Origin of the sequence: Commensalibacter intestini A911 (assembly GCF_000231445.1) — a bacterium.
GTDB classification, from domain to species: domain Bacteria; phylum Pseudomonadota; class Alphaproteobacteria; order Acetobacterales; family Acetobacteraceae; genus Commensalibacter; species Commensalibacter intestini.
Window position 1 is genome coordinate 774,202 of the sequence record NZ_AGFR01000003.1, and the last position, 18,055, is coordinate 792,256.

The following is an 18,055-nucleotide window of genomic DNA, read 5'->3' on the forward strand; positions in this document are numbered from 1 at the left end:
AATTCATTTTATTACTATTTATTCAAAATGCTTCAATGCCGTTTGAATGCGTTCTTGGTCACTTGAAAGCTGCTTCATACGCTCACGACTTTCCTCGATTACTTCAGGTCGTGCTTTTTGTAAAAAGCTTTCGTTAGATAGTTTTGTATTTAGCTTTTGTAATTCATCAGCAATTTTAGTTAGCTCTTTCGCAAGACGCTTTTTTTCAGCTTCGATATCAATAATACCATCGAGTGGTAAAATAATTGTTGCTTCATTAATAACAGTTTGAGCAGAATCTTTTGGAATATCGCCTTGTAGTGCTTGAATACTCTCAACGCGAGCCATACGCTTGACGGCATCACCCCATAGATTTGCATAGTTTAATGTCTCTGCATTTGCATCTTTTAAAAGTGCTGAGATGAATTTAGCTGGAGGTACATTCATTTCTGCTCTTAGGGTTCTGATTTCGGTAATAAAACGTACTACCCAATCGATCTCATTAGAAGATTCTTTTGTTTTAACCGTAGCAAAAGGTTCTGTATTTGGCCATTCAGAAACCATTAAGGTTCCTCGTTTACCAAAATTAAACTCATCCCATAAAGTCTCTGTTACAAATGGAATAACTGGATGTAAAATTTGTAAGAGTGTTTTTAAAACAATGGCAGCAACAGCTCTTGTTTCTTGAACAATAGCTTTATCTTCGTTTTGGAAAGCAGCTTTTGCAAATTCTAAGAACCAATCACAGAATTTATCCCATGTAAAATGATAACAAACAGAAGCATATTCATCATAACGGAAGGATTCGAGCGCTGAAGTTGCATCAGTAATTGCTTGAGAAAGTTCTCCTAAGATCCAACGATTTAAGGAAAGTTTTACATCATTGATTGAGAAGTTAGGATCATATTTTACTTCATTCATTTCACAGAAGCGTGCTGCATTCCAGATTTTAGTAATGAATGAACGATATTCTTCAATTCGTTTTTTACCGAGCTTAATATCACGTCCAGGCCCTGTTAATGCACATACCGTAAAGCGCATTGCATCAGCACCGAATTCGTCAATAACTTCCAAAGGATCAATACCATTCCCTTTGGTTTTGGACATTTTTTGTCCTTTTTCATCTCGAACAAGACCATGAAGATAAACCGTCTCAAATGGAATATCTTTCATAAAATGCATGCCCATCATCATCATTCTGGCAACCCAGAAGAAGATAATATCAAATCCAGTAATCAAGACATTACCAGGATAGTAACGATTGACTTCAGCGGTATCATTTGGCCAACCTAATGTAGAAAATGGCCATAAAGCAGAAGAGAACCAAGTATCTAAAACATCTTCATCACGTCTTAGAGGTTGTTCGCTACCATAGTGTTTTAAAGCTTGTTCTTTGGCTTCATTTTCGTCATAGGCAACAAACACATGGTTATCAGGGCCGTACCAAGCTGGAATTTGATGTCCCCACCATAATTGACGGCTGATACACCAAGGTTGCAAATCGCGCATCCAAGAGAAATAAGTATTTTCCCATTGTTTAGGAACAAACTTAATTTTATCTGTTTGTACTGCTTCAATCGCAGGTTTTGCTAATGTTGGTGCATCACAATACCATTGCGTTGTTAGGCGTGGCTCAATAACAGCGCCACCTCTTTCAGCATGAGGAACTTGATTTCTATGAGGTTCAGCTTTTTCAAGCAGTTCTAATCTTTCAAGTTCTGCAATGATTTGTTTTCTTGCTTTATCTCTAGGTTGCCCATCGAGTGAAAGAACAAATTCTGTTTTTTCATTGTCTGATAATTCACTGAGATCGATGGCTGCACTTTCGTCTAAAATAGTAATTAATTTTAGATCATGTCTGCGTCCGACTTCAAAATCGTTAAAGTCATGTGCAGGTGTAATTTTAACAGCCCCAGTCCCTTTTTCAGGATCAGAATATTCATCAGCGATAATAGGAATTAGACGCCCTGTTAATGGTAGAATAATATTCTTACCAACAAGATGCTTATATTTTTCATTTTCAGGATGAACGGCGACAGCAACGTCACCTAACATGGTTTCGGGACGTGTCGTGGCTATGGTGATGATTTCATCAGTATCTTTAATTGGATAATGAATATACCAAAGATGCCCGTTAACTTCTTTGCTTTCTACTTCCAGATCGGAAACAGCAGAACGGAATACAGGATCCCAGTTCACAAGACGTTTATCTTGGTAAATTAGCCCTTCCCGATATAAGGTAACGAATACTTTTTTAACCGCTTCAGATAAGCCTTCATCCATTGTGAAGCGTTCTCTTTTCCAGTCCAGAGAAGCTCCTAAGCGACGTAATTGTTTGGTAATCTCACCACCAGATTCAGCTTTCCATTCCCAAACGTGCTTGATAAATTCATCGCGACCAATGGATTTTCGATCAATGCCTTTTTCGGTGAGTTTACGATCCACGACAAGTTGTGTAGAAATTCCTGCATGATCAGTGCCTGGTTGCCACAATACATCATATCCTTGCATACGACGCCAACGAATCAACGTGTCTTGCAAAGTCATTGTTAATGCATGCCCTATATGCAATGTTCCCGTTACGTTCGGAGGGGGAATCATAATGGCAAACGGTTTTTTGTCCTGTCGTTCAGGATTAGCTGAGAAAAAACCAGACTCCTCCCAAAGGTGATAAAGATCATTTTCAACAGCGGAAGGAATAAATTTTTTCTCTAGCATACGATTTATATTTTTATACGAAGTTAAAGGTTAAAGATATTAGGAAGATTAACGGCCTGGTTGGTCTTGAGCATAATCGCTGATACCCCACCATCTATTTTTAACAGCATTATAATATGCCGTATAATCATAGTGAGGAACATTGAGTTTTAAATCTTGTGCGGTTAAACGCCCCATTGCCATTGCAACATTATATGATGAAGTGACCATCGTTGATAAATTCTGAATCAGTGTTGTTTGAGAGTTTAACAAGGTTTGTTGTTGTTGTAACATTTCCAAAGTTGTACTTGTTCCAACAACAGCTTGTTTTTCAACACCTGCCAAAGCAACAATGTTGGAGGCAATAGCAGACCTGTTACTGGTTAGGGCAGCTTTAGCAGCTAAATATTGTTGCCAGTTACTTGATGCCAGTTGCATTGCAGTTCTGCGCTGTGTGCTGACTTGGCGATGAGCGACTTGTACTTGTTGTCTTGCTTGACGAATAGCTGAATATTCAGCACCACTTTGATAAATAGGCATCGTCATTTGAAGAGTGCCTTGTTTATTATCCATTAAACTTTCACCAACAGACGAATCTTTTGATCTTTGATAAGATAAATTGGCATTGACTTTGGGCATAATTTCGGAAATAGCGACATTTACAGCGGCTTTTTGTGCTGCTTCCGCGAAAAGTGCTGAGATTACATCTGGATTGTTTGATGCAGCAACAGCAATAGCTTCCTGTTCTGTTTTAACAGGTAGAATTAAGGGTTGTGGGGGCTTTAAGTTTGGTGGAGGGGCAATACCAACAACTTGAGTATAGGTTGCTTCAGCATCTCTGAGGGTTCCATCTGCAACCTGACGTTTGGCACGTGCATCAGCAAGGGCAGCTTCAGCTTGAGCTGTATCTGTTCTGGTAATCTCACCCAAATTAAAACGTTGTTGTGTTGCCCTAACCTGTTCACCAAGAATTTTTTCGTTGTTAATATTAATTTGTAGCAGTTGTTGGGCTTGAATAACACCAACGTAAGCTTTAACGACTTTCTGAAAAACAGTTTGTTCTGTTGATAAAAGTTTTGCACGTTCAGCCATGATTTGATTGCGTGCTTGATGCGTTTTTGCTGTGGTTTTACCACCTTGATAGATCGGCTGAGAGATTGTGACTTGGGCTGTATAACCTAACTGACCATTTGCATTTGTTGTGCTTGCACTGGGGACGCCTTGGTAGTAAGAGGTTGAACTTGAATTCCCTTTAGTAATTATTCCACCTAAAGATGTAGATATAGTTGGTCTCCACCCTGCATTAGCAGTTGATAGATTTTCATCAGTTGCTCTTAAGGTTGCTCTTTCTTGTTGCAGCTCAGGGTTGGTCAAGTAAGCTGTGGATAATGCTTCTTCTAAGGTATGGGGAACGAAGTTTGGGGATCCAGTTCCATCATAATTTTGAGCCCAAGCAGTAGTGCTTACTAAAAAAGTAAGTAAACTGATACCAAGATATCGACATTTAATCATCACAGCAACTTTCTATCAATTCTATATAAAGCTAGTCTTTGAATTCTTGTAATAAAGGCAGATTTGCATAAAAACAAGTGATTGTTGAAAGACCATTCGTTGTTTTTTCGATTTTAACGGCATTACTTGCCTGACCCTCTTGTTTTAATACCGTGATCATTCGGCCATTTTCAGCAAGTTGATCTGTTAAATTACTTGGAATCTTAGTGATTGCACCATCGATAAAAATTACATCATAAGGCTTTGATGATGCATAACCTTCTGATAATTTTCCTGTATGCCAAGAAACTGTATCAGCATATTTTTCACAAAATTTTTGACCTTGTGAAGAAAGTAATTCATTTTCTTCAACAGCAAAAACGTTTGCTTCTAATAGATTAATAATTGCAGCTAGGTATCCTGTTGAAGCCCCTACAATTAATACAGTCTCTTTTGGATTAATATTAGCCAATTGAACCAACCTTGCCACTACTCTAGGTTCGCTTAGAAAGCGTTCTTTCGATAACGGTAGATTAATATCTGCATAGGCCATTTCCCGTTGAGACGGTTGAACACATTCTTCACGAGGTAATGCGCGCATAATTTCGATAAGTTGGGTATGGTTTACTTCAGCAGGACGAAGTTGATTTTCAACCATGTTCTGTCGTGCTTCGGCAAAATCAAAGTGAGAGTGATTCATTGTTTCCTAAAAATCTTTAATAGAAGAGGTCTGTTTAAATACCATGAAACGCTTATAGATGAAAAGTAAAGATTTTATACATTTTTTTCTTGACCTTTTCGTCAGAGTAGATGATATATGCAGATATCAAGAGCACATGGTCCGGTGGCAGAGTGGCTCATGCAGCGGATTGCAAATCCGTTTACGGGGGTTCAATTCCCTCCCGGACCTCCATTCTCTTTTATTTCGTATCTTGTTTGACTTTGATGCGAGACAAAATTAAATCCCGAATACAATTTGGTGCTATTAAATCAACCCATTTTAAAAGATTGAAAATTCTAGGTAAAATAAGCTCTCTTTTCCCTTCTGCAATGGCATTAGTGATTTGAGTAGTAGCTTTGTTTATGGGAATTAAAAAGGGTTTATCACATTCTAGGCGTTGGCTCATTGGGGTGTCAATAAAGCCTGGAATAATTAATGTGACTTGGATTTTCCATTTTTTAACAGCTAACCTTAACGAATCGCTAAAGCGAGTAAGACCGGCTTTTGAACTGCTATAAGCTGTTGCAAACGGTAAAGAATGAAACCCTGCGACAGAGCTAATCAAGATTATTTTTCCTTGAATATGTTTTTCGATCATTTGCCGAGCAATTAAATTCGCCATTAAGCTTGGGGTGACATAATTAAGTTGAGCTAAATTATAGAGCGTGTCTTGAGACTCTAAAAGGTCATGTTCAGCTTTGATATCACCAGAACCAGCAGCAAGGATCGTCATATCAATTCGATGTTCATTTAAGATTTCATTGAGTAATGTTGTCGCTGCCATAGGATTCGTCAAATCGATGGGGTATGTATAAACGGTTGCCCCTTTATCTTTACATGCTTGAGCTGTTTGTTGGAGTTTTTGCTCAGAGCGTCCCCATAAAAATAATATTTTTCCTGGTTGGGCATAAAATATTGCGAGAGACTGCCCAATACCACTTGAGGCGCCTGTAATCAAAATAGAGTTGGGTAAATTACGCAAAAAATATTCCTTAATTTGGTTGTTTTATAATTTTTTTTGATAAAGTTATATCTATCGAGAAAAAAAACCTTTATATAAAAATGTAATTAAGTAATTTTATACTTCTTCTTTACCAATTTCAAAAATATAAAAATTATTTTGAACTTATTTAATAATGGTTTCCATATGACTATCAATTCTGCACCATCAAATGATTTAACTGTTTTACCTGTGCGTAATGCAAAACAATTATCTCTTTTTATAAAATTACCGCGTGTATTGTATAGTCATTTTCCGAATTATATCCCTCCTTTGGATTTTGAAGAAGTCAGTTTGTTGCATCCTAAAAAATCTGCATTTTTTAGATATGGGACTGCACAATATTTTTTAGCCTATAAAGGTGATAAAGTTGTAGGGCGTATTTCTGCACAAATTGATCCAAATGCGTTACGTGAATGGAAAGAGCCTATTGGGTTGTTTGGTGCGTTGGATGCTATTGATGATGCAGAAGTTGTAAAACAATTGATTAATGCCGCAAGTAACTGGTTAAAAAAGCAAGGCATGCAAAAAATTAGAGGCCCTTATACGCTGAATGCAAATTCAGAAGCTGGAACAATGGTTAAAGGACAATCTGAGCCTCCTATGATTGCGATGCCATGGCACCCAGAATATTTAGAGAAACATATTGCAGCCGCTGGTCTATCTAAAGCAATGGATCTGGTTTCTTATCAAATGATTATGGGTGAAGAAGCTCGTAAAGCACATAAAATTCCATCTGGGTTAAAAGTAGGTTCTGATCGCCTCGGAAATATTACAACCAGAAAATTAAATATGAAAGAAATCTCTAGAGATGGCGAAATCCTGCGTCAACTTTATAATGATGCATGGGATAACACTTGGGGATTTGTGCCTTTAACGCCTACGGAAATGTCTGTATTAATTAGAGATCTAAAGTCAATGTTAAAGCCAGAAAATTATGTTTTGGTTGAACAAAATAAAATGCCCGTTGCGGTTGCTCTAGTTATTCCAAATATTTATGATATTTCGGCAGGTATTGCCCCAACCCCTTCTTTATTTGGTTGGGGTAAGCTAGCTTATCGTGCGATGCGTCATCGTTTCAAATCTGCACGTGTTATTTTATTAGGAATTAGTCATTCAATTCGTGACACTGCGATGGGTGCTCTGATGCCATCCCTTGTTATTGACGAATTATTTAACCGTGGCGAAGCATTACCTTACACGATGATTGAGTTGGGATGGATCTTAGAGGATAATATGGGGATGCGTAATTTAATTGAACGCATTACCCCAGAACCTTGTAAAGTCCATCGTATTTATGAAGCAGAGTTAGATTATAAACATTAATAAGAATAGAGTTGTTCAAAGCGGGCTTTATTGGCTGGAGATAATCTAACCAATATTGTCATATGATTCTCATCGTCATTGCGTTGAAGAATTTCACCATGATTATAGAGCCAAGATAAAGCAGCTCCATCGCTGACAGGAATTACAAATGTAATTTCTTCCATCATTTTGGCAAGACGATCATCAATCATTTGGATAAGAGATGGTAGATTTTCGCTGGTTAATGCTGAAATGCCAATGAAATCTTTTGGTTTATCAATTAACGCAATATTTTCAATTAGGTCTATTTTGTTTAAGACTTCAATTGTGTTTTTACGCCAATCGGCTTCCAAAATTTGATCTTTGACCATTGTGTCTAATACAGAAAAGACATCCTGACGTTGTTCTGTTGTTTCAGGATGAGAAATATCCCGAACATGTAGAATAATATCAGCTTCAGCAGTTTCTTCTAATGTGGCTCTAAAGGCGGCAATAAGTTCCGTTGGTAAGTCACTAATAAACCCCACAGTATCAGATAAGATAATGGTCTTTCCTGAAGGGAGTTGTAGTTTTCTCATCGTTGGATCAAGTGTTGCAAATAATTGATCCTGAGCATGAACATCTGCTCCAGTTAAGTTGTTGAACAAAGTTGATTTTCCAGCATTGGTATAACCAATCAGTGCAACAATAGGAAACGGAACTTTTTGTCTAGCTTTACGATGTAGCCCTCTAGTACGACGAACTTGTTCTAAATCTTTCTTTAAACGAATAATTCGTTCATCAATAAGACGCCTATCAGCTTCGATCTGGGTTTCTCCTGGTCCTCCCATAAATCCAAAACCACCACGCTGGCGTTCCAAATGGGTCCAAGAACGGACTAACCGACTGCGCTGATATTGAAGATGTGCAAGTTCGACTTGCAATGTACCTTCTTTTGTTTGAGCACGTTCACCAAAAATATCTAGAATTAAGGCTGTTCGGTCAATAACCTTACATTCTAAAGCTTTTTCTAAATTTCTTTGTTGAATTGGGCTTAATCTTGTATCGAATATAGCAATATCAATTTCGTTAGATTGTATAGAGTCTTTTAAAGATTCTATATGTCCCTGCCCTATTAACGTCGCGGAACGATATGAACGTAAATTGATAATCTCTGTATGTGAGATCTCTAAACGAATAGAAGAAGCTAAACCAATAGCTTCTTCTAATCTTGATTGCGAATTACGATTATTTGACTGACGATTGGAAATGTCCCAAGGAACAATGACTGCGGCACGAGTGGTTTGATGAGCCGAATCAAAATCTGTCATTAATAATTTTTCTTTCTAGTTTTCTTCAGGTGTATTGAATGGGAGTTGCACTGGCGTTGCAGGCATAATTGTACTAACAGCATGCTTATAAACCAGTTGTGCATGGCTATCTCTTCTTAACAGGATTGAAAAATTATCAAATCCTGAAACAATTCCTTGCAATTTAACGCCGTTAACTAAAAAAACTGTTACAGATACTTTAGATTTTCTTAGTTGATTTAAGAAAACGTCTTGAATATTTTGGTATGAATCTTTTGACACAATGAAACCTTATTCGTTGTTATTGTTATTGTTATTGTTATTGTTATTGTTTTTTTCGTCTGAAGAAGTTACCCCTAATTGTTTTAATTTACGATGAAGAGCACTTCGTTCCATACCCACAAAACCAGCTGTTCGACTGATATTTCCACCAAATCGCATCAGTTGTGCTTGTAAATATTGTGTTTCAAATAGATCTCTAGCTTCTCTTAAAGGAAGGCTGATAATGTCAGTTTGTGTATCAACTTTTAATAAGCTTGGAGCATTTTGACCAATATTATTTGGCAACATGTCAGTGCGAATAGCTTCATTAACATTGCTTGGCATCATAATGAGTAAACGTTCCATGAGATTTCGTAACTCACGAACATTTCCAGGCCAGTCATAAGTTTGAAGCGTTGTTAATGCATCAGCTGATAAGTCAATCAAAGGAAGGCCTGTTAGCTCAGAACAATTTTGTAAGAACAATTGCGCAAGCTCGGGTATATCTTCTCGTCTTTCTTTTAAACTCGGAATTTTTAAAGGTACAACAGCAAGGCGATAATAAAGATCTTCTCTAAAGTTACCAGCACCGATTTCAACGTTTAAGTCGCGGTTTGTTGTCGCGATAACTCGAACATCAACTTTGACTCTGGTTGAGCCGCCCAAGCGTTGAAAAGTTTGATCCTGTAAAGCTCTAACAATTTTCCCTTGAGTTTCAAGAGGCATATCTGCCACTTCATCGAGAACTAACGTTCCACCATGGGCTCTTTCTAGAACTCCTGTTCTTCTTTGTTGTGTGCCATCTGCAGTGCCTTCAATTCCAAATAGTTCTTCTTCAAAACGGTTTGGAGATAAGGTGGCACAATTCAAAACAAGAAATGGGCCATTAGCACGCTTTGATAGATGATGAATAGAACGTGCAGTAATTTCTTTACCTGTACCAGGAGCTCCGGAGATTAATACTCTGGACCCTGTTGGTGCGACTTTATCAATTTGACTTTTTAATGCACTGATAGCCTGACTTTGACCATCCAGTTGTGTGGTTACACCGCTACGGATACGTAACTCTGCATTTTCTTGTGTTAATCTTGCACTTTCTAGTGCTCGACGAACGACAACTAATAAATGATCAGAAGTAAAGGGCTTTTCAATGAAATCATAAGCACCAAGCTGCAAAGCAGCAACAGCGGTTTCAATAGTACCATGACCAGAAATCATAATGGTTGGTATTGCTGGTTTCTCATTTTGAATGAGCTTAAGAATTTCCAAACCGTCAAGTCTGGACCCCTGCAACCAAATATCTAAGATAACTAAAGAAGGTCTTCGTGCATGAAAAGCATTAATCGCAGAATCTGCATCTCCTGCGAGACGAGTTGAGTATCCTTCATCTTGTAAAATTCCTTCGATAAGAAGCCGAATATCTGGTTCATCATCGATGATTAGAATTTCATGCGCCATATTGTCCTCATTTTTGAAAAGTCAAAATTGATGTCGTCCCTTTTCCTTCGGTACGGTCTTTTAATTGTAAGGTTCCTTTATGATCTTCCATAATTTTCTTTACAATAGCAAGACCTAATCCTGTTCCCTTAGGTTTATGGGTTACATAAGGTTCTGTCAAACGTAATCTGTCCTCTTGTGGTAAACCAATACCATCATCTGTGACAAATATACATATTTCTTTTTCATTTTCTTTTACTTTTACCCAAATATTACCTATAACCTCTGTGTCTATATTATCACTTTGAAGCATGTTAATAGCATCTGCAGCATTTTGGAACAAGTTTGTTAACGCTTGTCTGACTAATCTTTGGTCACAATCAAGATACGGACCTTGATCGGGAAGCTCAATATGATAGTTAATTTCTGAATGAGCATTTTGTTGTAAGATAAGAGTTTCTCTAACAATTCCAGACATATTATTTTTGTTCATAACAGGTTGAGGCATACGTGCAAAAGAAGAGAATTCATCAACCATACGACCGATGTCTCCAACATGACGAACGATTGTATCGATACATTGGCTAAATATCTGGCTATCAGATTGAATTTCCTTGAGAAAACGACGCTTTAATCGTTCTGCAGAGAGTTGTATTGGTGTTAAAGGGTTTTTAATTTCATGTGCAATACGTCGCGCAATATCTGCCCATGCAGCTTTTCTTTGTGCAGATTGTAGTTCGGTAATATCATCAAAGGTGATAACGAACCCTTCCACTTCTGACCCTTGGATTTCTGGGCCAATTTGTACTAATAAAACACGGCTTCCTGACTGAGTCTGTATTTGTATTTCTTCTTGTTTAGATTGTTGGATATTATCTGTGTTTCTGATCAAAAAATCTGTAAATTCTGGAACAATATCTGTAATTTTTTGTCCAACATGATCGAATAAATCTGTGTCTAATAACTGATTAGCTGAACGATTCGGCAATTCTATAATCATTTGCTTGTCTAGTCCAATAACACCACTAGACACACCAAAAAGAACAGCTTCTGTAAAACGTCTACGATCATCGATTTGCTTGTTGGCTTCAACGAGCTCTGTACGTTGAACGGAAAGCTGATTCGTCATTTGATTAAAAGTACGGGATAAATCTGTAAGCTCATCATCTTTATCTCGTTCAGGAACACTGACATTGAGATCCCCCTCACTAACCTTTTTAGCTGCAAGAGTTAGTAAGCCGACTGGACGAGCTATTTGATTAGCTAAGTATAGTCCTAGTAACACAGCGGCAGCTAGAACAAGTAAGGCAACTAATCCAAAAATGATGACAAACATAATCTGTATTTTGGATTGATTAGCACTAAGTATATTGTATTGGTTAACCACTTTCTCTGTTTTATACATATGATTCAAAATATTTGGATCAACTGGACGGATAATGATTAATATCATTGGAGGGGTATCATTTAGTGAGATTGCAGCTCGAACTGTTTCTTCGTCTGAAGAGTCGAGGATAGCGACATCATTATGAGACATAATGCTGGTGGTTGCGCGAGGTAAATTTTTAACATATGAAACGTTATTTAACAGTCCGCCAGAAGCAATGATTTTTTGTGTTGAAGGATTGTATATAATGGCAGCATTTAATCCTCTTAATGTGGCTTGAGAATCAAGAATTTGATCCAACATACTTGGATCGTCATATATATCTTGTCCTGCTTGGGCAAGATTGTTTTGCATGCTTTGAATATAGTTTGCTAAAGAAAAAGCTTCCGTACGGATGTTTGCATTATGTTCTTGTAAATACCCTCTGGATGCTTGTAAAGCCTCATTTAAAGCAGTACTAACGCGATTATTAAACCAAATTTGTATCCCATAATGAAATAAAATGGTTGCAAAAACACCGACTAGAATTGTTGGAATTGTTGAAATGATTCCAAATAAAACAACAAGTTTTACGTGAATTTTAGAGCCAGCTAATCCTCGACGACGTTCCCCTATTAAGCGTAAAATACGAATAAATAATGTGGTGACGAGAAGCAATAATACGAATAAATTTAATAAAGAAATAATAAGCTGGACATGGTGCTTATGAGACGTAACAATACCACCAGAAAGAATAATAAAAGTTACTACTCCGAAAAAAAGAGCCAGCGCTACCAACGTAATGGTTGCTCTTCTACCAGAAAGTTTTTCAATTAAACGCATAATGGTATGAGACTTATTTTTTTTAGACACGTGCAGCCTTCATTTTTATTTATAAGTAATATTGAAATCTTTAATTTTTTTTCGCAGAGTGTTTCTGTTTATTCCTAAGATCATTGCTGCTTTGATTTGATTACCTTCTGTTTCAATCAAAGTTTGCTCGATAAGAGGTTTTTCGACTTCAGCAATCATTTGAGCATATAATTTATTAATTGGTAAGCCCTTATTTTCAGAGAAATAGCGACAAATATGCTCTTCGATTAATGTTGATAAAGATATGCAATCTGTTTGTTTATGGGTAATGGTCGTTTTTTGTAAACTTTGAATTAATAAATCTTCTTGTATTCTTTGATTAGGATATAAAGCGACCAAACGAATAATTAGGTTTTGTAGTTCTTGAACATTCCCAGGCCAATGGTATTTTTTTAAGAGATCAATGGATTTTTCTGAAAAGTTTGTGGTGCTTGAATTTTCTTTGAGAAAATATTCAATCAATAAAGGAATATCCTCTGATCGTTCTTTTAAAGGAGGCATATGCACAGGAATAATATTTAAACGATAATATAAATCTTCTTTAAATTGTTTCTCTTGAACCAGTTGAAATAAATTTTGGCGGGTTGCAGCAATAATACGTAGGGATAATTGGGGTTCTGAGGAAGCGTTATTATTTTCCTCTAATATTCGTAATAAACGAGTTTGAATATTCAAGGGCATTTCGCCAATTTCATCAAGAAAAAGCGTTCCGTTGACAGCTTGTTCTAAACATCCTGCTTGCCACTTTCCTTTGTCATCATATCCAAATAATTTATTTTCAATTTCAGTAGCAGTCATTGCTGCTATATTTAAAGAAATAAAAGGATATTGGCGTCTATTTCCGTAATGATGCAATGTTTTGGCAACGGTTTTTTTTCCTGTTCCGTTTTCTCCAGAAATAATGACACTCAGATCTGAATTGATCAGTCGAGCGATCATTTTATAAATATTCTGCATTGGAGCAGAGATGCCAACTAATGGAAGTTTTTCTTCTAATTCTTGATTGTTATTTCTATTACTTGCAAGTACTAAGGCATTGTTTACAGTGTTGAGTAATTTATCTAAATCAAAAGGCTTTGGTAAATACTCAAAAACATCTTCTTTTTCAGCTTGTAATGCGGTTGATAAGGTTGATAAAGCACTGATCACAATAATAGGAAGATCAGGATTTACTTCTTTAATTTTTGGAATAATGTCAAAAACATTCATGTCAGGCATGGAAACATCGGTAATAATGACATCACCTTTTCCAGCACGAGTCCACTCCCATAATTGGGTTGCATTATCAGTTAATTCGACATTGTATTTTTCACGTAATAATGCTTGTTTTAAGACCGTACGAATGGAGCGGTCATCGTCAGCAACAAGAATTGTCGGAACATTGTTAAGCATTATTTAAGATTATCCAGGAGTTAAAAACCAGAGAGAGGTAAGTATATTTTTATATCAGTTTTACCTTTTTGGCTATGAATATCGATGATTCCACCATGATCATTAATGATTTTACCACACAAAGCCAATCCTAGACCTGTCCCATTAGGTCTGCTACTGATAAATGGTTCAAATAGACGTTGCTTGACTTTATCAGGGATTCCTGGTCCATTATCACGTACAATAATCATGAGAGGTGATGTAACTCTTTTCTTAGTTTTAGAAATATTCATCACTAAGTTCGGCTCATAGCCAATGATTAAGGTGATCACGCCATCTTTACGCTGAGAACCAATGGCTTCTGCAGCATTTTTAATGAGATTAATAAAAACTTGTATTAAAAGATCTTTGTCAGCTCTAATTAATGGTAAAGAAGGATCATAAATTGTTTTGATTTTAACGAAAGAAGCAAAACCATTTTCTGCAATTTTTTTAACGTGTGCCAGTAAAGAGTAAATATTGACATCACTAATTTGTAAGGCCTGATTGTAAAAAATAGCAGTACGGTCAACAAGGTTTTTAATTCGTTCGACTTCATCTGAAATCAGAGTGGTTAATTCTTGATCTGGTGCCTCTAAAGATTTCTCGAGGAGTTGTGCTGCTCCTTTAATTCCAGATAATGGGTTTTTAATTTCATGAGCCAATAAAGCAGCCATATTTGCAACGCTTCTGGAAATTTTATGAAAGCTAGCCTTTTCCTCAATCGTTTTGACAATAGAGTAATCGTGAATCGTTAAAGTAATGAATTTTTCATTCTTGATAAAAGGAGCAATATATAAAGTGACTTCTTTAATGGCTTGATTATAGGTAAAGATTTCAATCTCATATTCCACAATGCCCCTTTTTTTAGCTTTCACTTTGTTAATGAGCTCAAAAACAGAATGTGCTTTTGGAAAAAAAGAATATAACGAGCATTGTTGAATATTCTTTTTAGAAACCATTAAGAAGTCTTCAGCTGCCCCATTGATATAGGTAATATTAAATTGATCATCCGCCACAATTAAAGGTGTGGGCAAAGATTCAATAATATCATAACCGTCTAATTCTTTGGGTTGTTCCATGGTTGAGAGCAGTTACTGTATATTTTCTTCTTGATGATGAATATTTTGATCATAGAAATACTGGATCGCAGCAATGACATCAGCAGGATTATCCATTTGATTAATAGACGCCCGAAATGCAGCAGAGCCATGAAGACCAGCAGAATACCAAGAAATATGTTTACGAGATAAGCGAACGCCAGAGCGTTCGCCATAGTATGATAACATACTGTTATAATGTCTTAATAGAATATCTTTTTGTTCTGGTAACGCGGGTGCTTCTAAAATAGTATGGTGTTGAAAATAATGCCTTAATTGAGCTAGAAACCAAGGCTTTCCATAACAGCCCCTGCCCACCATTAACCCATCAGCGCCTGATTGTTGTAAAGCTATTGTTGCGGTTTCAATATCAACAATATCTCCATTAACAATAACAGGAATGGATACAGCCTCTTTAACATGACGAATAAATGCCCAATCGGCTGATCCACGATAGAGCTGTTGACGTGTGCGGCCATGAATGGTGACCATTTTAATTCCACAGTTTTCGGCAGTTTTTGCAAGGTCAGGCGCATTTAAGGAATACTGATCCCACCCCATACGCATTTTTAAGGTGACAGGAACCTCAACGGCTTTTACAACGGCTTCTAGGATAATCGCAGCTTTTTCTTCATCTTGCATTAATGCAGAACCGGCTTGTTGACCGACTGCTACCTTTTTAACAGGACAGCCAAAGTTAATATCAATGACATTGGCACCGTGTGCTACGGCTATTTTAGCGGCTTCAGCCATAGCTACAGGATCAGATCCAGCAAGTTGAGTTGAATTTAATCCATCTGTTATGGGTTCGGCCATTTGTAAAGTCGTTTTATTTTCGCGAATCATTGCCCAAGATGCGATCATTTCAGAAACAACCAGCCCTGCCCCAAATTCTTTGACAAGTTTTCGGAAAGGATAATCCGTGACACCAGCCATTGGAGCAAGGATAATGGGCACATCAATGACTTTATCTTTATCAAGATAAATAGGCTTTAATGTTGGGATAGTTTCGGATAAAATAGTCACGTTCTTTTGCTTTCTATACAATCTTTTGGCAAGATATCATAATAGCTTTATTATTCAATCTTGAATAAAAGCTTATTTTTAAATAATAACACTTAATGAAACCCTCAATAAGTTGGATCACTGAATAATTATGCGCATTGCCCTTATTATCCTTGCTGCTGGTGTAGGAAAACGTTTTAATAAAGATGGAAATATTCCCAAGCAATATGTTCATTTGCAAGGACAACCTGTTATTTATCATGCTGTTAAAGCATTTTTACCCCATGTAGATTCTATTCAGCCTGTTGGTGATCCTGAAACGTTAACTTCTATTTTATCCCCTTTAGAAAATAAGAAGATTTTATCCCCTATATTGGGTGGGAAAGAACGCCAAGATAGTGTGAGAGCAGGATTGGAAGCTTTATCAGCATTACCTGAAGCTCAACAACCTGATCTTGTGTTGGTTCATGATGGTGCCAGACCGAATATTTCTGCTGAAATTATTCAACGTGTTATTGATGCTTTAAAAGAATACCCTGCGGCTATTCCTGCTATTCCAGTTGCTGAAACATTAAAGCGTAATAAAAATAATGTTATTGACGAAACTGTTTGTAGAGAAGGTTTATTTAGAGCACAAACCCCTCAGGGATTTCAATTTAAACCATTTTTAGACATTCATAGAGAAGCAGCGGGTTCAAGTGCAACTGATGATGCAGCGCTTTTTGAAAATGTTGGTTTAGAAGTTGCTTTGGTTCAAGGGGATGAGGATAATATAAAGCTAACCTATCCTGAAGATTTAAAAAGATTGGAATGTTTGATGAGCAATATGATGCTACCAAGAATAGGTGCAGGATTTGATGTGCATGCTTTTGAAAAAGGTCGCCCGCTTTTTTTATGTGGGATTGAAGTGCCTCATGAGTTGGGATTGGCTGGCCACTCAGATGCTGATGTTGCTTTGCATGCATTATGTGATGCGATTTATGGTGCCTTGGCAGAGGGAGATATCGGAGCACATTTCCCACCTTCTGATAATCAATGGAAAAATGCTGATAGTAAAAGATTTTTAATTCATGCAGCTGAACGTGTTCGCCAGCGTGGAGGAAAGATTATTAATATTGATCTGACCTTGATTTGTGAACGCCCTAAAATGCGTCCTCACATTGAGAAAATGCGTGAAAAAATTGCTGAACTTTTACAAATAGATTTTTCACGCGTTTCTGTGAAAGCGACCACGACTGAAAAACTTGGGTTTACAGGACGTGAGGAAGGGATTGCTTGTCAAGCAATGACAAGTGTTTTGTTGCCAGAATAAAAAGGTTGGTTAGTGAGAATTTGATTCTTACTAACCTTTTAAACATTAAGATTATTAATAGTCTTGATTATTTATTTTGAGATATGGAATAAAACTCAAAAGCATCTTGGATATCGATCTTTACTTGAGCTAGTTTTTCTTGCTGTTCGGTATCTTGTCCCCATAGTTCAGCTTGTACGATTTCATCAAGATGAGCAGCTTCAAAAGCTTGCTCGACAGAAAGTCTTCCTTCTTTTAACGCAATTGTTAAAAATATACTGCCTAATAGAGGAACGGTGACTGCAAAATAGGTAAGTTCTGTATCATTTAAATTAGAAAGATAATCTTTAAAAAATGCTATGACTTCCTCTGTCTGCGTAATCGGCATAATCCCATGTTGGATTTTTAGCTTGATGTTGAATCGTTCTTCAGTCCATTGAACTAAAGGCATCCATTGTTCTTGCTGTCTGGTGGCTAATGTTTTTGGAGTATCTGTGTGATAACAAAGCAAATCTCCATTTACATAAGGTAACAAAGCATGAATATATGTTTCACGAGCAGGAGCAATTTTTTCAATCATCGTGCCTACAATTCGTGTGATAGGTAAGAGATCAAAAGAGAAAGGATCTCCTTTTTTCTCTCCTGCTTTTTCCCATTCTGCAGCAATTTTTTTAGCTAATGATTCACTTTGGACATAAAGCGTTGTTTTTTTAGGCAGCTTTACAGGGCGTTCATCCAGCAATATTTGATAGCCTTGATCATCATGAGTAATACGCACAGAGTCCCAAAAACGACGTGATTTAATGATTCCATTCATAATGATCTTTTAT

Annotated in this window: 14 protein-coding genes and 1 tRNA gene; 3 read left to right on the forward strand and 12 right to left on the reverse strand. The window is 36.9% G+C overall.

The annotated features are described in order from the left end of the window. Positions 1 to 18: 18 nt before the first annotated feature. Genes CIN_RS03900 through CIN_RS03910 form a run of 3 tightly spaced genes read right to left on the reverse strand, consistent with a single transcriptional unit; the run spans position 19 to position 4,867 of the window. Positions 19 to 2,697: a valine--tRNA ligase gene (locus tag CIN_RS03900; protein ID WP_008853757.1), complete on the reverse strand. Its 2,679-nt coding sequence runs from the start codon at positions 2,695 to 2,697 to the stop codon at positions 19 to 21. A 48-nt stretch (positions 2,698 to 2,745) separates the two neighbouring features. Then, positions 2,746 to 4,188, reverse strand: coding sequence for a TolC family outer membrane protein (locus tag CIN_RS03905; protein WP_040363763.1), 1,443 nt, complete (start codon positions 4,186 to 4,188; stop codon positions 2,746 to 2,748). A gap of 31 nt (positions 4,189 to 4,219) precedes the next feature. Then, positions 4,220 to 4,867 (reverse strand): protein-L-isoaspartate O-methyltransferase family protein, encoded by a 648-nt coding sequence (locus CIN_RS03910; protein WP_040363764.1) that lies wholly within the window; start codon positions 4,865 to 4,867, stop codon positions 4,220 to 4,222. 138 nt (positions 4,868 to 5,005) lie between these two features. On the opposite strand from CIN_RS03910, the gene CIN_RS03915 reads away from it, so the two are divergent. After that, positions 5,006 to 5,080, forward strand: a tRNA-Cys gene (locus tag CIN_RS03915). A gap of 7 nt (positions 5,081 to 5,087) precedes the next feature. On the opposite strand, the gene CIN_RS03920 is transcribed toward CIN_RS03915, so the two are convergent. Next, on the reverse strand, positions 5,088 to 5,870 hold the full coding sequence (locus CIN_RS03920; protein WP_008853760.1) for an SDR family NAD(P)-dependent oxidoreductase: 783 nt from the start codon (positions 5,868 to 5,870) through the stop codon (positions 5,088 to 5,090). Between the two features lie 165 nt (positions 5,871 to 6,035). Between CIN_RS03920 and CIN_RS03925 the strand changes: the two genes are divergently transcribed. Beyond that, positions 6,036 to 7,214: a hypothetical protein gene (locus CIN_RS03925; RefSeq protein ID WP_008853761.1), complete on the forward strand. Its 1,179-nt coding sequence runs from the start codon at positions 6,036 to 6,038 to the stop codon at positions 7,212 to 7,214. On the opposite strand, the gene hflX is transcribed toward CIN_RS03925, so the two are convergent. Genes hflX through dusB form a run of 7 tightly spaced genes read right to left on the reverse strand, consistent with a single transcriptional unit; the run spans position 7,211 to position 15,955 of the window. After that, the gene (gene hflX / locus CIN_RS03930; RefSeq protein ID WP_008853762.1) at positions 7,211 to 8,503 is read right to left on the reverse strand and encodes a GTPase HflX; all 1,293 of its coding nucleotides are present in this window, start codon (positions 8,501 to 8,503) and stop codon (positions 7,211 to 7,213) included. The genes CIN_RS03925 and hflX overlap by 4 nt on opposite strands. A 15-nt stretch (positions 8,504 to 8,518) precedes the next feature. Beyond that, a complete protein-coding gene (hfq, locus tag CIN_RS03935; RefSeq protein ID WP_008853763.1) occupies positions 8,519 to 8,764 on the reverse strand; it encodes an RNA chaperone Hfq in 246 nt (81 codons plus the stop codon). 9 nt (positions 8,765 to 8,773) lie between these two features. Then, complete coding sequence (gene ntrX, locus CIN_RS03940; protein WP_008853764.1) at positions 8,774 to 10,201, reverse strand: nitrogen assimilation response regulator NtrX; 1,428 nt, start codon at positions 10,199 to 10,201, stop codon at positions 8,774 to 8,776. Positions 10,202 to 10,208: 7 nt separating this feature from the next. Then, entirely contained in the window at positions 10,209 to 12,389 is a 2,181-nt protein-coding gene (locus CIN_RS03945) for a sensor histidine kinase NtrY-like (protein WP_008853765.1), read from the reverse strand. Positions 12,390 to 12,434: 45 nt separating this feature from the next. Next, on the reverse strand, positions 12,435 to 13,811 hold the full coding sequence (locus CIN_RS03950; protein ID WP_008853766.1) for a sigma-54-dependent Fis family transcriptional regulator: 1,377 nt from the start codon (positions 13,809 to 13,811) through the stop codon (positions 12,435 to 12,437). A gap of 20 nt (positions 13,812 to 13,831) precedes the next feature. Further along, positions 13,832 to 14,911, reverse strand: a complete 1,080-nt coding sequence (locus tag CIN_RS03955; protein WP_008853767.1) for a two-component system sensor histidine kinase NtrB — start codon at positions 14,909 to 14,911, stop codon at positions 13,832 to 13,834. A 12-nt stretch (positions 14,912 to 14,923) separates the two neighbouring features. Next, complete coding sequence (gene dusB / locus CIN_RS03960; RefSeq protein ID WP_008853768.1) at positions 14,924 to 15,955, reverse strand: tRNA dihydrouridine synthase DusB; 1,032 nt, start codon at positions 15,953 to 15,955, stop codon at positions 14,924 to 14,926. A gap of 130 nt (positions 15,956 to 16,085) precedes the next feature. Between dusB and CIN_RS03965 the strand changes: the two genes are divergently transcribed. Beyond that, on the forward strand, positions 16,086 to 17,246 hold the full coding sequence (locus CIN_RS03965; protein ID WP_008853769.1) for a bifunctional 2-C-methyl-D-erythritol 4-phosphate cytidylyltransferase/2-C-methyl-D-erythritol 2,4-cyclodiphosphate synthase: 1,161 nt from the start codon (positions 16,086 to 16,088) through the stop codon (positions 17,244 to 17,246). A gap of 67 nt (positions 17,247 to 17,313) precedes the next feature. Here the strand turns inward: CIN_RS03965 and CIN_RS03970 are convergent, their stop codons facing one another. Beyond that, positions 17,314 to 18,042 (reverse strand): ATP12 family chaperone protein, encoded by a 729-nt coding sequence (locus CIN_RS03970; RefSeq protein WP_008853770.1) that lies wholly within the window; start codon positions 18,040 to 18,042, stop codon positions 17,314 to 17,316. Between the last annotated feature and the right edge of the window lie 13 nt (positions 18,043 to 18,055).